At 70.9% G+C, this 17,735-nt stretch carries 13 protein-coding genes; 6 read left to right on the forward strand and 7 right to left on the reverse strand.

All coding sequences use genetic code 11. The annotated features are described in order from the left end of the window. Positions 1-48 precede the first annotated feature (48 nt). The gene (metG, locus tag ACH4LD_RS20860; RefSeq protein ID WP_398054793.1) at positions 49-1,665 is read left to right on the forward strand and encodes a methionine--tRNA ligase; all 1,617 of its coding nucleotides are present in this window, start codon (positions 49-51) and stop codon (positions 1,663-1,665) included. Between the two features lie 134 nt (positions 1,666-1,799). Here the strand turns inward: metG and ACH4LD_RS20865 are convergent, their stop codons facing one another. Beyond that, positions 1,800-3,134, reverse strand: a complete 1,335-nt coding sequence (locus ACH4LD_RS20865) for a polysaccharide lyase family 1 protein (RefSeq protein WP_398054794.1) — start codon at positions 3,132-3,134, stop codon at positions 1,800-1,802. 115 nt (positions 3,135-3,249) lie between these two features. On the opposite strand from ACH4LD_RS20865, the gene ACH4LD_RS20870 reads away from it, so the two are divergent. After that, positions 3,250-3,942: a hypothetical protein gene (locus ACH4LD_RS20870; protein WP_398054795.1), complete on the forward strand. Its 693-nt coding sequence runs from the start codon at positions 3,250-3,252 to the stop codon at positions 3,940-3,942. Positions 3,943-4,104: 162 nt separating this feature from the next. On the opposite strand, the gene aspS is transcribed toward ACH4LD_RS20870, so the two are convergent. After that, positions 4,105-5,868: an aspartate--tRNA ligase gene (aspS, locus tag ACH4LD_RS20875; protein WP_132784765.1), complete on the reverse strand. Its 1,764-nt coding sequence runs from the start codon at positions 5,866-5,868 to the stop codon at positions 4,105-4,107. Positions 5,869-6,031: 163 nt separating this feature from the next. On the opposite strand from aspS, the gene ACH4LD_RS20880 reads away from it, so the two are divergent. Beyond that, complete coding sequence (locus tag ACH4LD_RS20880; protein ID WP_398054796.1) at positions 6,032-8,182, forward strand: SpoIIE family protein phosphatase; 2,151 nt, start codon at positions 6,032-6,034, stop codon at positions 8,180-8,182. On the opposite strand, the gene ACH4LD_RS20885 is transcribed toward ACH4LD_RS20880, so the two are convergent. From ACH4LD_RS20885 to ACH4LD_RS20895, 3 genes are all read right to left on the reverse strand, one after another. Then, entirely contained in the window at positions 8,134-9,198 is a 1,065-nt protein-coding gene (locus ACH4LD_RS20885) for an AI-2E family transporter (protein ID WP_398054797.1), read from the reverse strand. The two genes, ACH4LD_RS20880 and ACH4LD_RS20885, sit on opposite strands and share 49 nt — an antisense overlap. 157 nt (positions 9,199-9,355) lie before the next feature. Beyond that, positions 9,356-10,327: a pirin family protein gene (locus tag ACH4LD_RS20890; RefSeq protein ID WP_398054798.1), complete on the reverse strand. Its 972-nt coding sequence runs from the start codon at positions 10,325-10,327 to the stop codon at positions 9,356-9,358. Positions 10,328-10,470: 143 nt separating this feature from the next. Then, positions 10,471-10,953, reverse strand: coding sequence for an SseB family protein (locus tag ACH4LD_RS20895; protein WP_103813517.1), 483 nt, complete (start codon positions 10,951-10,953; stop codon positions 10,471-10,473). Between the two features lie 296 nt (positions 10,954-11,249). On the opposite strand from ACH4LD_RS20895, the gene ACH4LD_RS20900 reads away from it, so the two are divergent. The 3 genes from ACH4LD_RS20900 to ACH4LD_RS20910 all read left to right on the forward strand — a co-directional run bounded on the left by ACH4LD_RS20900 (position 11,250) and on the right by ACH4LD_RS20910 (position 14,840). Further along, positions 11,250-13,076, forward strand: coding sequence for an acyl-CoA dehydrogenase (locus ACH4LD_RS20900; protein ID WP_398054979.1), 1,827 nt, complete (start codon positions 11,250-11,252; stop codon positions 13,074-13,076). 96 nt (positions 13,077-13,172) lie between these two features. Then, complete coding sequence (locus ACH4LD_RS20905) at positions 13,173-14,522, forward strand: M18 family aminopeptidase (protein WP_398054799.1); 1,350 nt, start codon at positions 13,173-13,175, stop codon at positions 14,520-14,522. Positions 14,523-14,588: 66 nt separating this feature from the next. Then, positions 14,589-14,840, forward strand: coding sequence for a DUF6458 family protein (locus ACH4LD_RS20910; RefSeq protein ID WP_014673852.1), 252 nt, complete (start codon positions 14,589-14,591; stop codon positions 14,838-14,840). Between the two features lie 70 nt (positions 14,841-14,910). Here ACH4LD_RS20910 and ACH4LD_RS20915 read toward each other — a convergent pair whose 3' ends face one another. Next, entirely contained in the window at positions 14,911-16,746 is a 1,836-nt protein-coding gene (locus ACH4LD_RS20915) for a thioredoxin-like domain-containing protein (RefSeq protein WP_398054800.1), read from the reverse strand. Positions 16,747-16,857: 111 nt separating this feature from the next. Next, entirely contained in the window at positions 16,858-17,715 is an 858-nt protein-coding gene (locus ACH4LD_RS20920) for a calcium-binding protein (RefSeq protein WP_398054801.1), read from the reverse strand. Positions 17,716-17,735 lie beyond the last annotated feature (20 nt).

Consider the following 17,735-nt stretch of genomic DNA (forward strand, 5'->3'; position numbering starts at 1 on the left):
CGAAACGCATGTGAGTCGATCTTCGGCGGGCCAGTAGGATTTCGACTTATGGCGGCCACTGGATCCGAGAAGCAGGGTGACAAGGCGTACTACGTCTCCACCCCCATCTACTACGTCAACGACGCTCCTCACCTGGGCCACGCCTACACGACCGTCGCAGGCGACGTGCTCACCCGCTGGCACCGTCAGCGCGGCGAGAAGGTGTGGTACCTCACCGGCACGGACGAGCACGGTCAGAAGATCATGCGCACGGCCGAGGCGAACGGGGTCACGCCCCAGCAGTGGGCGGACAAGCTCGTCACCGAGGCCTGGAAGCCTCTCTGGGAGCACCTGGAGATCGCGAACGACGACTTCATCCGCACCACGCAGAAGCGGCACACCGACCGCGTCCAGGAATTCGTCCAGGACCTGTACGACAAGGGCGAGATCTACAAGGGCGGCTACGAGGGCCCGTACTGCGTCGGCTGCGAGGAGTACAAGCTCCCCGGTGAACTGCTCGACGGCGAGGGCGAGTACGCGGGCCAGAAGCTGTGCCCGATCCACAAGAAGCCGGTGGAGATCCTCAGCGAGGAGAACTACTTCTTCAAGCTGAGCGAGTACACCGACAGGCTCCTCGCCCACTACGAGGCCAACCCGGACTTCATCCAGCCCGAGTCGGCGCGCAACGAGGTCGTGAACTTCGTGCGCCAGGGCCTTCAGGACCTCTCCATCTCCCGCTCGACCTTCGACTGGGGCATCCCGATCCCCTGGGACGACAAGCACGTGATCTACGTGTGGGTCGACGCGCTGCTGAACTACGCCACGGCGGTCGGCTACAACGAGAACCAGGAGAAGTTCGAGGCCACGTTCCCCGCCGACGTCCACCTGGTCGGCAAGGACATCCTCCGCTTCCACGCGGTGATCTGGCCCGCCATGCTGATGGCCCAGGGTCTCCCGCTCCCCGGCAAGATCGCGGCCAACGGCTGGCTGATGGTCGGCGGCGAGAAGATGTCGAAGTCGAACCTGACCGGCATCAAGCCGCAGGACCTCACCTCGCACTTCGGCGTGGACGCCTACCGCTGGTACTTCCTGCGGGCCATCGCCTTCGGTCAGGACGGCTCCTTCTCCTGGGAGGACTTCTCCGCCCGGTACACCTCCGAGCTGGCCAACGACTTCGGCAACCTCGCCTCCCGCGTGGCCGCCATGGTCGGCAAGTACTTCGGCGGCACGCTGCCGGAGTCGGCCGCCGACGGGGAGGCGGAGAAGGCGATCCACGACGGTCTGGCCAAGGCCGTGGCCGAGGCGGACCGCCGTATCGGCGAGGAGCTGGACTTCCAGGGCGGCATCCTCGCCGTCTTCGACTTCGTCAAGCAGGTCAACGGCTACATCACGGAGCAGGAGCCGTGGAAGGTGGCCAAGGACGAGTCCGAGGAGGGCAGGGCCCGCCTCGCGACGATCCTCTACACGGCCGCGGAAGCCCTCCGCGCGGTGGCCGTGCTGCTGAACCCGGTCATGCCGGAGACCTCCCAGAAGCTCTGGGACTCCCTGGGCGCGGAGGCCGGGCTCGGCGCCCTGGCCGGGCAGCGGATCCAGGACGCGGGCGAGTGGGGCAGGCTGCCGGCGGGTTCCACGATCACCAAGGGCGCGGTCCTCTTCCCGCGCCTGGAGGAGAAGCCGACCGCCTGAACCATGGTGTGAACGGAAGGGCCCGGGAAGCGCACGCTTCCCGGACCCGTACGTCACGAAGTCCCCCCACGACATCAGACCCCGCAGTCACCGGCACCCGACCGCCCGCTCCCCGCCCCGACCCGTGCGGGACCTCACTTCAGCACGCCCGCCCCGGTCGTGCTCGCCAGTTCCGTCGGCAGGTTCTTCGCCGACGTCTCCAGACCCGCCGTGAGCGTCGGCGTCCAGTTCACCGTCGTCTTGATCTTCTTCGAGTTCGCGGCGTTGTACGCGGCGACCAGGTCGGTGACCGTGCCGTTGACCAGGTTGCCGCTGCCCGCGACCGAGCCGGTGCCGTCACCGCTGAGCAGCCTGGCGACCTTGCCGCCGGACGGCACCGTCCAGTAGTTGGCCTCCGCGACGACCTGCGCCTTGGCACGGGAGTTGATGCTGTACAGGGGCGCGTAGCCGTCGACGGTCGTCGTGTCGTACACGTTGTTGTAGATGTGGACCTGGCCGATGCGGGTCAGCGGGGCGCGCTGGACGATGCCCTTCCACACGTTGTGGTGGAGGGAGACGCGCAGCTTGCCGGTGCTGTCCGTGTCACTGGAGCCGATCAGCATCGTCTTGTCGTGGTCGGTGAACCGGTTGCGCTCGACGGTCACCAGGTCGGAGCCCTTGGTGATGTCCAGGGCGCCGTCGTGGATCTGGTACTCACGGCCGAAGTACGTCGGGTTCGCCTTGTCGAAGTGGGGCGCGTCGGTGAACGTGTTGTGGTCCGCCCAGACGTGGGTCGCGCCGCGCAGGGTGACCGCGTCGTAGTTCGAGTTCCAGTTGCCGTCGTCGCCGTCGGTCGGGTCCCACTGCGGGAAGCAGTCCTCGGTGGCGGAGAAGGTCAGGTTGCGGACGATGACGTTGTCCACGTTCTGGATCTGGAGCATGCCGCCGGTGATCCCGGCGTCGCTGCCGGGCACGCCCACGATGGTGGTGTTGGCCGGCACCTTGAAGACGATGTTCTTCGCCTGCTCGGCCTGGGCGGCGGCGCGGGCCTTCTCCTGGGTGCCGGAGGGCAGCTTGGAGCGGCCGTAGGTGGCGGGGTCGTAGGCCTTGAGGTAGGCGGAGAGCGAGTAGCCGGTGCCGGACGCGCAGGTCAGCTTCTTGCCGCTGTCGTCGGTGTTGGCGTCGATGGTGCCCTCGACCTTGATGATGCGGGGCGTGGTGTCGGACGCCGAGCCCAGCGCCTTCACGAGCTGGGCGCGGGTGGACACGGTGAAGGTGTGCGCGGAGTCGGCCTTCGCGCCGCCGGTGGTCCCCGTGCCGGAGGCGGCCCAGCCGTCCTTGGCGGCGAGGGTCTGGTGGTAGAGGTCGACGGCGTCGGCGTTCGCGCTCATCGCGAACACCCCGGCGCCGGTGCCCGCGGCGAGGACGGCGGCCGACACGGCGAGGGCGCGCCGCTTGCGGAGGGACCGGCGGTGGGAGGGAGCTGCCACGGAAGAGTCCTTAGGGGTCTGTCGTACGTTCCTTACGCCCCCTCAGTGGCCGCCGCCGCGGGGAAAGTTGCCGCTCGATCGCGCATGAGCGGCGGGAAACCGGAAAGATCTTCGTGTGGACATCCCCGAACCCCATCGCCGGCTCCTCGCGGACGTCGTCGCCGCGGGCGGCCCGTACGGTCTGGTCCTGGCCGGCGGCTACGCCCTCCAGGCGCACGGACTGCTCCGCCGCCCGCACGCCAACCTGGACTTCGCCACCGAGAGCGCCGAGGCCATGGAGCACATCGCCGCTGCCGTCGGCGCGGCCCTGGAGGCGCGGGGACGGCGGGTGCGGGCCGGCGCGATCACCGCGCGCACCGCACAGCTGACGGTCACGGACCCGCCGACCGGCGAGCCGTGCGCGCTCGCGCTGCACAAGGAGGCGTTCTGGCAGCCGCCGGAACTGACCGGGTACGGCCCGGCGCTCTCCCTGGCGGACGCCGTCGGCACGAAGATCCGCGCCCTGTACGACCGGGGCGCCGCTGTCGATCTCATCGACGCGCAGGCCGCGGCGGCCCGGTTCTCCCTGCCCGCCTTGGAGGAACTGGGCCGCCGGCACGCCCATGACCCGTTCGACCTGCCGACCCTCCAGTCCCGGCTGACGGGCACGGACTTCTACTCCGACCGGGACTTCCTCCGCCACGGCCTGGACGAGGCCGCCGTCGCCGCCCTGCGCGCCTGGGCCCAGCACTGGTCCGACGACATCGCCGAGCGGCTGCTGGAGGAGGGCGCGTCCCCGGACACCGAGGCCGACGAGCAGGGCGAGTGAGCCGGATCGGCCGCCGTCGTGCGTCTGGTCCGGGGCCAGGCCCAGGGTGAGCCGGGGTGGGGACGGAGGCCGTCACCGGGCCCGGAGACGGCTGTGCGCGCCGGTCGTCCGGAGCGGGTCAGGACGGATCGGCGCGCACGGCCGGACGTGGTGCCCGGCTGCCTACTTGGGCTGCGGCTTCCGGATGGTCAGGTGCAGCTCGCGCAGGCGGGACTCGTCCAGCTCGGTCGGGGCGCCCATCATCAGGTCCTGGGCGTTGCCGTTGAGCGGGAAGGCGATCGTCTCGCGGATGTTGGGCTCGTCCGCGAGAAGCATGACGATCCGGTCCACACCCGGGGCGATGCCACCGTGCGGCGGGGCGCCGAAGCGGAACGCGCGCAGCATGCCCGCGAACTTCTCCTCGACGGTCTCCCGGTCGTAGCCGGCGATCTCGAAGGCCTTGAGCATGATCTCCGGGTCGTGGTTCCGGATCGCGCCGGAGGACAGCTCGACGCCGTTGCAGACGATGTCGTACTGCCAGCCCAGGATGTCCAGCGGGTCCTGCGTCTGGAGGGCCTCCAGGCCGCCCTGCGGCATCGAGAAGGGGTTGTGGGAGAAGTCGATCCCGCCGGTCTCCTCGTCCTTCTCGTACATCGGGAAGTCGACGATCCAGCAGAAGCGGAACACGCCTTCCTCGAAGTGGCCCGCGCGCTTGGCCGCCTCCACGCGGACCGCGCCCATGATCTTCGAGACCTCGTCGTACTCGCCCGCGCCGAAGAAGACGGCGTGGCCGGGGGCCAGGGAGAGGCGCTTGGTGAGCTCGGCGACGTTCGCCTCGGTGAGGAACTTCGCGATCGGACCGGAGAGCGAGCCGTCCTCGGCCACGCGCACCCAGGCCAGGCCCTTGGCGCCCTGCTCGACGGCGTACTCACCGAGCTGGTCGAAGAACTTGCGGGGCTGCGCGGAGACGTCCGGAACCGGCAGCGCGCGCACGTGCTTGCCCGCGAAGGCCTTGAACTCCGAGCCCTCGAAGACGTCGGTGATGTCCACCAGCTCCAGCTTGGCGCGCAGGTCCGGCTTGTCCGAGCCGTACTTCAGCATCGCCTCGCGGAACGGGATGCGCGGGAACGGGGAGGTGACGTGACGGCCGCCTCCGAACTCCTCGAACAGCTCCGTCATGAGCTTCTCGATCGGCTGGAAGACGTCCTCCTGCTCGACGAAGCTCATCTCCACGTCGAGCTGGTAGAACTCGCCGGGCGAGCGGTCGGCGCGGGCGTCCTCGTCGCGGAAGCAGGGCGCGATCTGGAAGTAGCGGTCGAAGCCGGAGATCATCAGCAGCTGCTTGAACTGCTGCGGGGCCTGCGGCAGCGCGTAGAACTTGCCCGGGTGCACCCGGGAGGGGACCACGTAGTCGCGGGCGCCCTCGGGGGAGGTGGCGGACAGGATCGGCGTCGCCATCTCGTTGAAGCCCATCGCCGCCATCTTCTGGCGGATCGCGGAGATCACGGCCGTACGCAGCATGATGTTGCGGTGCATGCGCTCGCGGCGCAGGTCCAGGAAGCGGTACTCCAGGCGCCGCTCCTCGTTGACCCCGTCCTCGGTGTTGATGGTGAAGGGCAGGGGCTGCGCCGCGCCGAGCAGCTCGACCTCGGTGACCTCGACCTCGATCTCACCGGTGGGCAGGTCGGGGTTCACGTTCTCGGTTCCACGTGAAACAACGCGGCCGTCGACACGGACCGAGGACTCCTTGGAGATCGTGTCCAGGGCCTCGTACGCCGGGGTGCCCGGGCGCGCGACGAGCTGCGTGATGCCGTAGTGGTCACGGAGATCGATGAAGAGGATGCCGCCCAGGTCGCGCCGATTGTGCAGCCAGCCACTCAGCCGGACGTCGGTGCCGACGTCAGAGGCGCGGAGCTGGCCGCAGGTGTGGGACCTGTACCGATGCATCGTCGTTCATCCAGTCTTTGCGGATCGGGTGTCGCCAGGCGGGTACGGCCTAGGCCATCCCAAGGGTACCGGGCACCCCAAGATCGGCTCCCCACCATTACCGTCCGTACCGCTCGCCCGCCTACGGTGGCAGGCTTCGCTCACCTCTCCATAAAGTGGGGCAATGCGTACAGGTGAGCCGTTGCCGTCCGTGGAGGACGTCCTCGCCGCCCTCGCGACCGGGCTCTGGCACTGGGACACGGACACCGGGCTGGTCACCGTGGACGCCGAGGCGGCGCGGCTGCTCGGCCTGCCGGCGGAGCCGGCCACCCTCACGGAGGCGCAGACCCGGGCCCGCTTCCATCCCGTCGACTGGAACGAGATCACCGGTGTGGTGCGGCTGGCCGTCGCCGAGGGCACCCTCGCCGAGGTGCGCATCCGGATCATGGACGGGGACGGCAACATCGTGCGGGTCGTCCGCAGCCGGTCGAAGCCGTCCTTCGACCCCGAGCGGCACACGTACGAGCTGATCGGCACCCTCCAGGAGGTGACCGAGCCGACCCCGGGCACGGCGGCCGGCCGCAGCGCGGTCACCGGGGACTGGCGGCGCTCCCGGGAGGCGTTCCTGCTGGACGCGGGCCGGGCGCTCGCCGAGGCCCGGTCCACGGCGGAGGTGCTGCGGGTCGCGGGCGCCCTGTCGATGCCGGGGTTCTCGCCGGACGGGCTCGTGGTGTTCGGCGTCGAGGGCGACCGGCTGACGATCACCGGGCAGCACGGGCACACCCCCGCCGACATGGGCCCCTTCTCGAACATGCCGCTGGCCACCGACTATCCGGCGGCCGAGGTCGTGCGCACGGGCCGCGCGGTGTACCTGTCCTCGCCCGAGGCCTACCGGGACCGCTACCCGGCGACCTGGCCGCTCGCCCGGCACTTCGGGCGCCGCTCCTGGGCGTTCCTGCCGCTGACGGCAGGCGGGCGCACGATGGGTGCCTGGATGGCCGCCTTCACCTATCCGGTGGCGTTCACCCCGGACGAGCGCGCGGTCCTGACGACGGTCGCCCGGATGCTCGCCCAGGCGCTGTCCCGGGCCGGTGCCGCCGAGTCCGCGCGGGAGCTGACGGAGGGCCTCCAGCGCTCCATGCTGCCCTCGCTCGGCCCCGAGATCCCCGGGATGCGGGTGGCCGCCCGGTACATCCCGACCGGCGGCGGACTCCAGGTCGGCGGCGACTGGTACGACATGATCCCGCTGCCCTCCGGCCGCTTCGCCCTGGTCATCGGGGACGTCCAGGGCCATGACGTGCGCGCGGCCGGTCTGATGGGCCAGCTGCGGATCGCGCTGCGCGCCTACGCCTCCGAGGGGCACCGTCCGGACGCGGTCCTCTCCCGCGCCTCCCGCTTCCTGCACGGCCTCACCGATGACGCCGGGGAGGACGCGCTGACCGACCTCCGCTTCGCGACCTGCCTGTACGTGGAGGCCGACCCGCCGACCGGCCGGCTGGAGATCGCCCGCGCCGGGCACCCGGACCCGGTGATCCGGATGGCCGACGGCACGGTGATGACGCGGCCGACGGCGGGCGGGCTGCCGCTGGGCCTCGACCCGGACGCCGACTACCCGACCACCCGGTTCACGCTCGAACCCGGCGAGACGCTGATGCTGTGCACCGACGGCCTGATCGAGACCGGCGGGCACGACATGGAGAGCGGCTGGCGCCGGCTGCGGGCGATCCTGGAGGACCACGAGGGCGACCTGGAGTCCCTGGCCGACGCGCTGGTGCAGGGCGTGCACGGGCCGTCCTCGCACCACACCACCGGCCCGCTGGCCGACCGCCGCGAGGACGACATCGCGCTGCTGCTGCTGGGCCGGCCGGGGGAGGGCCGCGGGCGCGGCGACACCGTCGCGGTACGGCCGACGGTGCGGCGCACGCTGCTGTCGGTGGCGCAGGACGAACCTGAGCGGATCGCCGAGGCCCGCCAGCATCTGCGCGGGCTGCTGCACGACTGGGCGTCGGCCGAGCAGGTGGACTCGGCGGTGCTGCTGGTCTCGGAGATGGTCACCAACGTGCTGGTGCACACGGACGCCGACGCGCTGCTGCTCGCCGAGGTCATGGGAGAGGGCCCCGGACGGCGGCTGCGGGTGGAGGTCTTCGACACCGGTGACGACCTCCCGCACAAGCGCCGCCCCGGCGAACTGGCCTCCTCCGGGCGGGGCCTGATGCTGATCGAACTCCTCGCGGACGGCTGGGGGGTGGACCCGCGGGGCGAGGGCAAGAGCATCTGGTTCGAGCTCTACGAACCAGGGGGCTCGGGGGCCGGTGCGTCGGAGGAGGTGGCCTGACGCCCCCGCAGCTCCTGGACGGCCCCGAAGGCCGCCGCGGTCAGCGGGACGGCGAGGAGCATGCCGAGGATGCCCGCGACGGAGGCGCCCGCGGTGATGGCCAGCATCACCACGGCCGGGTGCATCTGCACGGTCCGGCTCTGGATCACCGGTTGCAGCACGTGTCCCTCCAGCACCTGCACCGCGAGCACCACCCCGAGCACCCACAGCGCGATGACGAAGCCCCGGTCGGCGAGGGCGACCAGCACGGCCACCGCGCCGGAGAGGAAGGCGCCGAGGTAGGGGATGTAGGCGCCGACGAAGACGAGCGCGCCGAGCCCGATCGCACCGGGCACCCGGAGGATCAGCAGGCCGACGGTGATGCACAGGGCGTCGATGAGCGCGATGAAGGTCGTGCCGCGCATGAACCCCTCCACCGCGGCGAACGACCGCCGGGCGATGGCCTCCAGGAGCTCGGCGCTGCCGCCGGGCGCGAGCGAGCGCAGGCCGGCCACGGCGCGGTGGGAGTCGCGCAGGAAGAAGAAGACGAGCAGCAGGGCGAGCACGGCCATGGCGATGGACTCGGCGACGACGCTGACGCCACTGATGACGTTGGACGCGGCGGTGCTGCCGAACTTGCCCAGCCATTGCCGGGCGTTGGCGGCGAGGTCGTCCAGACTCGTCCCCGCGGCACCGAAGTGCCGTGCGACCCCCTTGGCCGCGGTCCGCAGCGAGGCGAGGATCTCCGCGCCGGTGTCGACGAGCGCGGCGACGACGATGTACACGGCGCCGCCGACGACGGCCACCACGGCGACGCAGGTGAGCCCGGCCGCCACCGACGCCTGCACCCCCGCCCGCACCAGCTGCCGGTACAACGGCCCGAGCAGCGCGGTCCCGAGCAGGGCGAGCAGCACCGGCGTGACAGCCGTACGGAACTCCGCGCACAGCCGCACCCCGACCCACCCGACCCCGGCGGCGAGCAGCAGCACGACACACCAGGCGGCGAACCGGCGGACGGCGACAGGGAGGAACTGCACGCCTCCAGCGGATCACGCGCCGCCGGTACTGTCCTGCGAGCGGGTCCGGGCGGGTGAGGAAACGCCGACCCCGGCCGACGTACGGCCGGGGTCCTGATGGGGGAGTCGGCGGCGCCCGGCGGGTCGTCCGCGGGCCGGCGCCGTCACCGGGGAGCGGTCAGATGCCGCCCTCGGACATCCCGTGGACCGCCGGGACGCTGCCGAGCCGGCCCTTCTGGAAGTCCTCGAAGGCCTGCATCAGTTCTTCCTTGGTGTTCATGACGAACGGGCCGTAGTGGGCCATCGGCTCCCGGATGGGCTGTCCGCCGAGGAGGACGACCTCCAGGTCCGGCGTGTGCGAGTCCTGCTTCTCGTCCGCGCGGACGGTGAGCGAGGAGCCGGCGCCGAAGACGGCCGTCTGGCCCAGGTGGATCGGGCGGCGCTCCGCACCGACGCTGCCGCGGCCCGCGAGGACGTACGCCAGCCCGTTGAAGTCCTCCCGCCAGGGCAGGGTGATCTCCGCGCCGGGGGCGAGGGTGGCGTGGATCATCGTGATCGGGGTGTGGGTGATGCCGGGGCCCTGGTGGCCGTCCAGCTCGCCGGCGATGACACGCAGCAGCGCGCCGCCGTCGGGGGTGGTGAGGAGCTGGACGTTGCCGCCGCGGATGTCCTGGTAGCGCGGGGTCATCATCTTGTCCTTGGCAGGGAGGTTCACCCACAGCTGGAGCCCGTGGAAGAGGCCGCCGGACACGACGAGGGACTCCGGCGGGGCCTCGATGTGCAGCAGGCCGGAGCCCGCGGTCATCCACTGGGTGTCGCCGTTGGTGATGGTGCCGCCGCCACCGTTGCTGTCCTGGTGGTCGAAGACGCCGTCGATGATGTAGGTGACGGTCTCGAAGCCGCGGTGCGGGTGCCAGGGGGTGCCCTTGGGCTCGCCCGGCGCGTACTCCACCTCGCCCATCTGGTCCATCATGATGAACGGGTCGAGGTGGCGGTAGTTGATCCCCGCGAACGCCCGGCGCACCGGGAAGCCCTCGCCCTCGTAACCGCTCGGAGCGGTCGTGACGGTGAGCACGCGGCGTGCCACGGCGTCGGCGGGAGCGGTCACACGGGGCAGCGTCAACGGGTTCTCGACGGTCACTGCAGGCATGGTGGGTACCTCCTTGGTACGCCCACTTTAGTTGAGCGTTGAACTTCTTGCCACCCAGAACAGAGAAAACCCGGAGGGCATTCCCTCCGGGCTTCCGGGTGCGCGGGCGCGCGGATCGACCGACGTCCGCGCGGCGACGGCGTCTAGCCGTACATGCGGCGCATCGCGAAGTCGACCATCTGCTCGACCGCCTTCGCGTCGAAGACCATCCGGTGCTCGCCCTCCATGTCCAGGACGAAGCCGTAGCCGGTCGGCAGCAGGTCGATCACCTCGGCGCCGGTGATGACGAAGTACTTGGACTCCTTGCCGGCGTACCGGCGCAGCTCCTTCAGCGAGGTGAACATCGGGATCACCGGCTGCTGGGTGTTGTGCAGCGCCAGGAAGCCCGGCGTGTCACCGCGCGGGCAGTACACCTTCGACGTGGCGAAGATCTGCTGGAAGTCCTCGGCGGACATCTGGCCGGTCGTGAAGGCGCGCACCGCGTCCGCGAGCGAGGGCGGCGACGGCTCGGGGTACAGCGGCGGCTGCTGCCCGTATCCGCCGACACCGCCCGGCATCTGCTGCTGCGACGAGGCGTACTGCTGCTGGGCAGCGCCCCCGTCCATGGGCTGGCCGTATCCGTACATGGGGAGAAGCGTACCGAGCCGCCCCTCCGCCGGAACGGCCTACGGAGCCAAAACCTCACGGGGCCGGGAGGTCCGGGGATACCTTGATCACGCAACGCGCCCTGGACGGAGACACGCGTTCACCCGGGCGGCCGAAGCGTACAGGGTCGCCCGCGGCGCACTTGAGACGCGTCACAGATGACCGGTTCGGGGTTGCTTCTTATTACCGGCGGGTAGCATCATCGGAGCTACTTGTTGGTACGTGAACTAGGTGCGAGGAGCAAGTGCCTCGCCGATCCCTCAACGGAGCCGTCGCCATGGGGCACTACAAGTCGAATCTCCGCGACATCGAGTTCAACCTCTTCGAAGTACTGGGGCGCGACAAGGTGTACGGCACCGGCCCGTTCGAGGAGATGGACGTCGAGACCGCCAAGAGCGTCCTGGAGGAGCTGACCCGCCTCTCCGAGAACGAGCTGGCCGAGTCCTTCGCCGACGCCGACCGCAACCCGCCCGTCTTCGACCCGGAGACCAACACCGCGCCCGTCCCGGCGTCCTTCAAGAAGAGCTACCAGGCCTTCATGGACTCCGAGTACTGGCGGCTCGGCCTGCCCGAGGAGATCGGCGGCACCACCTCGCCGCGCTCCCTGATCTGGGCCTACGCCGAGCTGATCCTGGGCGCCAACCCGGCCGTGTGGATGTACTCCTCCGGCCCCGCGTTCGCCGGCATCCTCTTCGAGGAGGGCAACGAGGTCCAGAAGCACATCGCCAAGATCGCCGTCGAGAAGCAGTGGGGCTCCACGATGGTCCTCACCGAGCCGGACGCCGGCTCGGACGTGGGCGCCGGCCGCACCAAGGCCGTGCAGCAGGAGGACGGCTCCTGGCACATCGAGGGCGTGAAGCGCTTCATCACCTCCGGTGAGCACGACATGTCGGAGAACATCCTCCACTACGTGCTCGCGCGTCCCGAGGGCGCCGGCCCCGGCACCAAGGGCCTGTCCCTCTTCCTCGTCCCGAAGTACCTCTTCGACTTCGAGACCGGCGAGCTGGGCGAGCGCAACGGCGTCTACGCCACCAACGTCGAGCACAAGATGGGCCTGAAGGCCTCCAACACGTGCGAGATGACCTTCGGCGACAAGCACCCCGCCAAGGGCTGGCTGATCGGCGACAAGCACGACGGCATCCGCCAGATGTTCCGCATCATCGAGTTCGCCCGCATGATGGTCGGCACGAAGGCGATCTCCACGCTCTCCACCGGCTACCTGAACGCGCTGGAGTACGCCAAGGAGCGCGTCCAGGGCCCGGACCTGGCCAACTTCATGGACAAGACCGCGCCCAAGGTCACCATCACCCACCACCCCGACGTGCGCCGCTCGCTGATGACGCAGAAGGCGTACGCGGAGGGCATGCGCGCCCTGGTGATGTACACCGCCTCGGTCCAGGACGCCATCCAGATCAAGGAGGCGAACGGCGAGGACGCCTCCACCGAGCACGCCCTGAACGACCTGCTCCTGCCGATCGTCAAGGGTTACGGCTCCGAGAAGGCCTACGAGCTGCTCGCCCAGTCGCTGCAGACCTTCGGCGGCTCCGGCTTCCTCCAGGAGTACCCGATCGAGCAGTACATCCGGGACTCCAAGATCGACACCCTGTACGAGGGCACCACGGCGATCCAGGGCCAGGACTTCTTCTTCCGGAAGATCGTCCGCAACCAGGGCGCCGCGCTGAACTCCCTCGCCGAGGACATCAAGAAGTTCCTGGCGCTCGGCACCGGCGGCGAGGAGCTGTCCGGCGCCCGCGAGCACCTGGCCAAGGCGGCCGTGGAGCTGGAGGCGATCGTCGGCCTGATGCTGACCGACCTCGCCGCCACCGAGCAGGACACCAAGAACATCTACAAGGTCGGCCTGAACACCACCCGCCTGCTCATGGCCTCCGGTGACGTCGTCGTCGGCTACCTGCTGCTGAAGGGCGCCGCGATCGCCGCCGAGAAGCTGGCCACGGCCTCGGCGAAGGACAATGCGTTCTACACGGGCAAGATCGCCGCGGCGAAGTTCTTCGCGGCGAACGTCCTGCCGGGCGTCACCCTCGCCCGCAAGGTCGCCTCGGGCGTCGAGCTGGACCTGATGGAGCTGGACGAAGCGGCGTTCTGACCGGCCCGTCCGGACCTTCCGGACGACCCCGTCGATTCCTCGCACGGGCCCGCTCCTTACCGGGAGCGGGCCCGTGCACGTCGTTAAGGTGAATCCATGAGCGCACCATCCAGCCCGTCACCCGCCGCCGCCCCTCCAGGGAGCGCTTCGCGCGCTCCTCTCCCCTTCGACCGCGGCCACACCGACGACCTGATGTCCTTCCTCGCGGCGAGCCCGACGCCGTACCACGCCGTGGCGAACACCGCCGAACGGCTGGAGAAGGCCGGCTTCCGGCAGGTCGCGGAGACGGACGCCTGGGACGGGACGTACGGCGGCAAGTACGTGCTGCGCGGCGGCGCGATCGTGGCCTGGTACGTGCCCGAGGGCGCCGAGCCGCACACCCCCTTCCACATCATCGGCGCGCACACCGACTCCCCGAACCTCCGGGTCAAGCCGCGCCCGGACAGCGGGGCGCACGGCTGGCGCCAGGTCGCCGTCGAGATCTACGGCGGCCCGCTGCTGAACTCCTGGCTGGACCGGGACCTCGGCCTGGCCGGCCGGCTGAGCCTGCGCGACGGCTCCTCGGTCCTGGTCGACGTGGACCGGCCGCTGTTGCGGGTGCCGCAGCTCGCCATCCACCTGGACCGCTCCGTCAGCTCGGAGGGGCTCAAGCTCGACAAGCAGCGGCACCTCCAGCCGGTGTGGGGCCTCGGCAACGAGGTGCTGGACGGTGAACTCATCGCCTTCCTGGAGCAGGAGGCCGGGCTGACGGCGGGCTCGGTGACCGGCTGGGACCTGATGACGTATCCGGTGGAGCCGCCCGCCTACCTCGGCCGGGACCGCGAGCTGGTCGCCGGCCCGCGGATGGACAACCTGCTGTCCGTGCACGCCGGTGTCGCCGCCCTCGTCGCCGCGGCGACCTCCGGCGCCGCGCTCACCCGCATCCCGGTGCTGGCCGCCTTCGACCACGAGGAGAACGGCTCCCAGTCGGACACCGGCGCGGACGGCCCGCTGCTCGGCACCGTCCTGGAGCGCTCCGTCCTCGCGCGCGGCGGGTCGTTCGAGGACCGGGCCCGCGCCTTCGCCGGGACGGTCTGCCTGTCCTCCGACACGGGTCACGCCGTGCACCCCAACTACGCCGAGCGGCACGACCCGACGCACCACCCGCGGGTCAACGGCGGCCCGATCCTCAAGGTCAACGTCAACAACCGCTACGCCACGGACGGTTCGGGCCGCGCGGTGTTCGCCGCGGCCTGCGAGAAGGCGAACGTCCCCTTCCAGAGCTTCGTCTCCAACAACTCCATGCCGTGCGGCACCACCATCGGCCCGATCACCGCGGCCCGCCACGGCATCCGCACGGTCGACATCGGCGTGGCGATCCTCTCCATGCACAGCGTCCGTGAACTGTGCGGCGCCGACGACCCGTTCCTCCTGGCGAACGCGCTGACCGCCTTCCTGGAGGGCTAGTCGGGGCCTCGCCGGGTACCCGGAGGGCACCGGAGATTCCGGAACCAGAAGGGGAGGCGAGGTCTCATGGGTCTCGGCGGATGCATCATCCTCATCGCCGTGGGGGCCATTCTGACGTTCGCGACCGACTGGCACATGCAGGGCGTCAACCTCACCGTCGTCGGCCTGATCCTGATGGCCGTGGGCCTGATCGGCGTGGCGACGTTCAGCGGAATAGCCCGTCGCCGCCGCGTGGTGGTCCCGCCGACGACCCCGGTGGTGGAGGAAGAACCCCGCCACCACCGCGTCGACGGCTACTCCGACGGCTACGGCGTCTGACGGCTGAACCCACCTGCGCCTGAAGGTGGGTTCAGCCGTTCCCCGGCAAGGTGCCCGCCGACCGCGCCGCTCAGCCCTGCCCGGGGGCGGTGTCGTCCATCCCCGCCAGCACCAGCGGCAGGCGGTCCGCCCCGCCCGCCGTGAGGCGGACCGGGACGCCCCAGTCCTGCTGGTGGACGTGGCAGGCCGGGTATGCGTTGGCCGGGTCGTCGTCGCAGGACGCCGCCATCGCGGAGACGTGCAGGACGCCCTCCGTGACGTCCGGGTTCAGTTCCAGTTCACGGGACAGGTCGGTGTCCGCTCCCTCGCCCTTGAGCAGCAGCTCCGGCGGGGTGGCGGAGACCAGCAGCCGGGTCGAGGGGCCGTAGCGCGTGTCGAGCTTCTGGCCGGCCGGGGCCTGGAAGATCACGTCCAGGCGCAGCCCGCCGGGGGCGACCTCGGTCGCGGCGCGCTGGGTGCGGTGGGCGACCGACTCCACCCGCACCGCCTCCTCCGGCAGCCGCAGCCGGGTCAGCCGGTGCCGGGCCGACTCCACGACCACGATGTCCTCACCGACCAGGACGGCGTCGCTGGGCTCGCGCAGATCGGTGGCGAGCGTGGTGACCTCGCCGGACGCCGGGTCGTAGCGGCGCAGGGCGTGGTTGTAGGTGTCGGCGACGGCGACCGAGCCGTCCGGCAGGGCGGTGACGCCCAGCGGGTGCTGGAGCAGGGCCTGGCCGGCGGCGCCGTCCCGGTGGCCGAAGTCGAACAGACCGGTGCCGACGGCGGTGTGCACCTGCCCGTCGAGGTCGACCCAGCGCAGCGCGCTCGTCTCGGAGTCGGCGAGCCAGAGCCGGTCGGCGGTGGCCGCGAGGCCGGAGGGCTGCGCGAACCAGGCCTCGGCCGCGGGCCCGTCCACCAGGCCCTCGTTGGTGGTGCCGGCCGCCACGGCGACCGTGCCGTCGGCCGGGTCGTACGTCCACAGCTGGTGGACGCCCGCCATCGCGATCCACACCCTGCCGCCGAAGACCGCCACGTCCCACGGCGAGGAGAGATCGACCTCGCGGGCCGGGCCGGAGGTCGCCGAGCCCTGCCACCACTGCTTGCCGGTGCCCGCCAGGGTGGTCACCTCGCCCGTGGCCGGGTCCAGGCGGCGCAGGGCGTGGTTGACGGTGTCGGCGACCACCACCGAGCCGTCGTCGAGGAGGGCGAGGCCCTGCGGCTCGTTGAAGGACGCCTCCCCCGGACCGCCGTCGGCGAATCCGCGCGTACCGGAGCCGATGCGCCGTACGACGGTCTCGGCGTCCTCGGCCAGCTCCACCAGCTGGTGCCGGGTGGTGTCGCTGACCAGGAAGGTGCCGGACGGCAGCAGCAGGGCCTTGCCCGGGAAGCGCAGCACCGTCGGCTCCGGTTCCGGTGCGACGTACGGCCCGTCACCGCGGCGCAGGGTGCCCTTGGCCCCGTGCTCCGCCTCCAGCTCGGTCACCAGCCGCTCGATGGCGTGCACATGCCCCTCGCCCGCGTGCTGCGCGACGACGTACCCCTCGGGGTCGATCACCACGAGCGTCGGCCAGGCGCGCACCGCGTACTGCTTCCAGGTGGCCAGCTCGGGGTCGTCCAGGACCGGGTGGGCCACGCCGTAGCGCTCCACGGCGTCCACGACCGCCTGGTGCTCCGCCTCGTGCACGAACTTCGGCGAGTGCACCCCGATCACCACGAGGGTGTCCCGGTGCTTCTCCTCCAGCTCGCGCAGCTCGTCCAGGACGTGCAGGCAGTTGATGCAGCAGAAGGTCCAGAAGTCCAGGACGACTATGCGTCCGCGCAGGTCGGCGAGGGTGTACTGCTGGTCTCCCGTGTTCAGCCAGCCGCCCTTGCCGATCAGCTCGGGGGCGCGGACTCGGGCGCGTCGGGGTGTGGAGTCGGTCATGGCTTCAAGGGTGCCACCTGACGCCGGCAGCCGTTCCGGCGCCTGTGGACAACCCCGGGTGCTGTGGACAACCCGGGCCGAGGTGCGGCCCGCCCCTGACCGGCGCGGCCGTCAGTCCTGGTGGACCACGTTCCGGCCGGGGCCGCCGGAGAGCGTGTCCCGGCCCGGCCCGCCGTAGAGCCGGTCGTTCCCGCTGTTGCCGTACAGCTTGTCGTTGCCGCTGTTGCCGTACAGGACGTCGTTGCCCTTGCCGCCGTACAGGGTGTCGTCGCCGGTGCCGCCGGTGATCGTGTCGTTGCCGTCGTCCCCGGCCAGGTACTGCGCACCGGCGCCCCCGCGCAGCGTGTCGTCGCCCTTGCCGCCCTGCACGATGTTGTCGCCGCCGCTCGCGTCGACCGTGTCGTTCCCGTCGCCGCCCCAGGCCAGGCCCTCCTTGCCGACCGTGAGCCGGTCGTTGCCCGCGTCCCCCGAGACGTAGGCGCCGTCGAGGCGGCCGGAGTCGGTCGCCTTGTCGTTGCCGGAGCCCAGGGAGATCTGGGCGTAGTAGTAGATCTGGTCGGTGGCGTTCCTGTACGCGAGGGTGTCGTCGCGGTCGCCGAGGTTCACGATCAGGGCGGCGTACGGGTCCTGGCTGTCGAGGCTGGTGACCGTGCAGGAGACCTTCGTGCGGTCCGCGCCGTCCGGGTGGGCGCAGCCGTGGCCGGGCTTGATCGTGACGGTGTCGTCGATCAGGTAGGTGATGCCGGTGCGGTCGGCTGTGAGCGACGCGGTGACGGTGGCCTTGTTGGCCTGGCCGGGGGCGGCCTTGTAGGTGAGCTGCCAGTCGTACTGGTTGACCTCGGCGGTGGCGGGCGAGGTGGCCGCCGACGCGGTGCCGGACAGGGCGAACGGCACGGCCAGCGCGGCGGCCGTGCCGACGGCCAGGGCGAGCGCGCGGACGGGCCGGCGGTGGTGGGTGCGAGCGGACATGGTGGACCTCCGAGTGGAAC

It is taken from the genome of Streptomyces sp. NPDC017676 (assembly GCF_044329325.1).
Classification (GTDB): Bacteria; Actinomycetota; Actinomycetes; order Streptomycetales; family Streptomycetaceae; genus Streptomyces.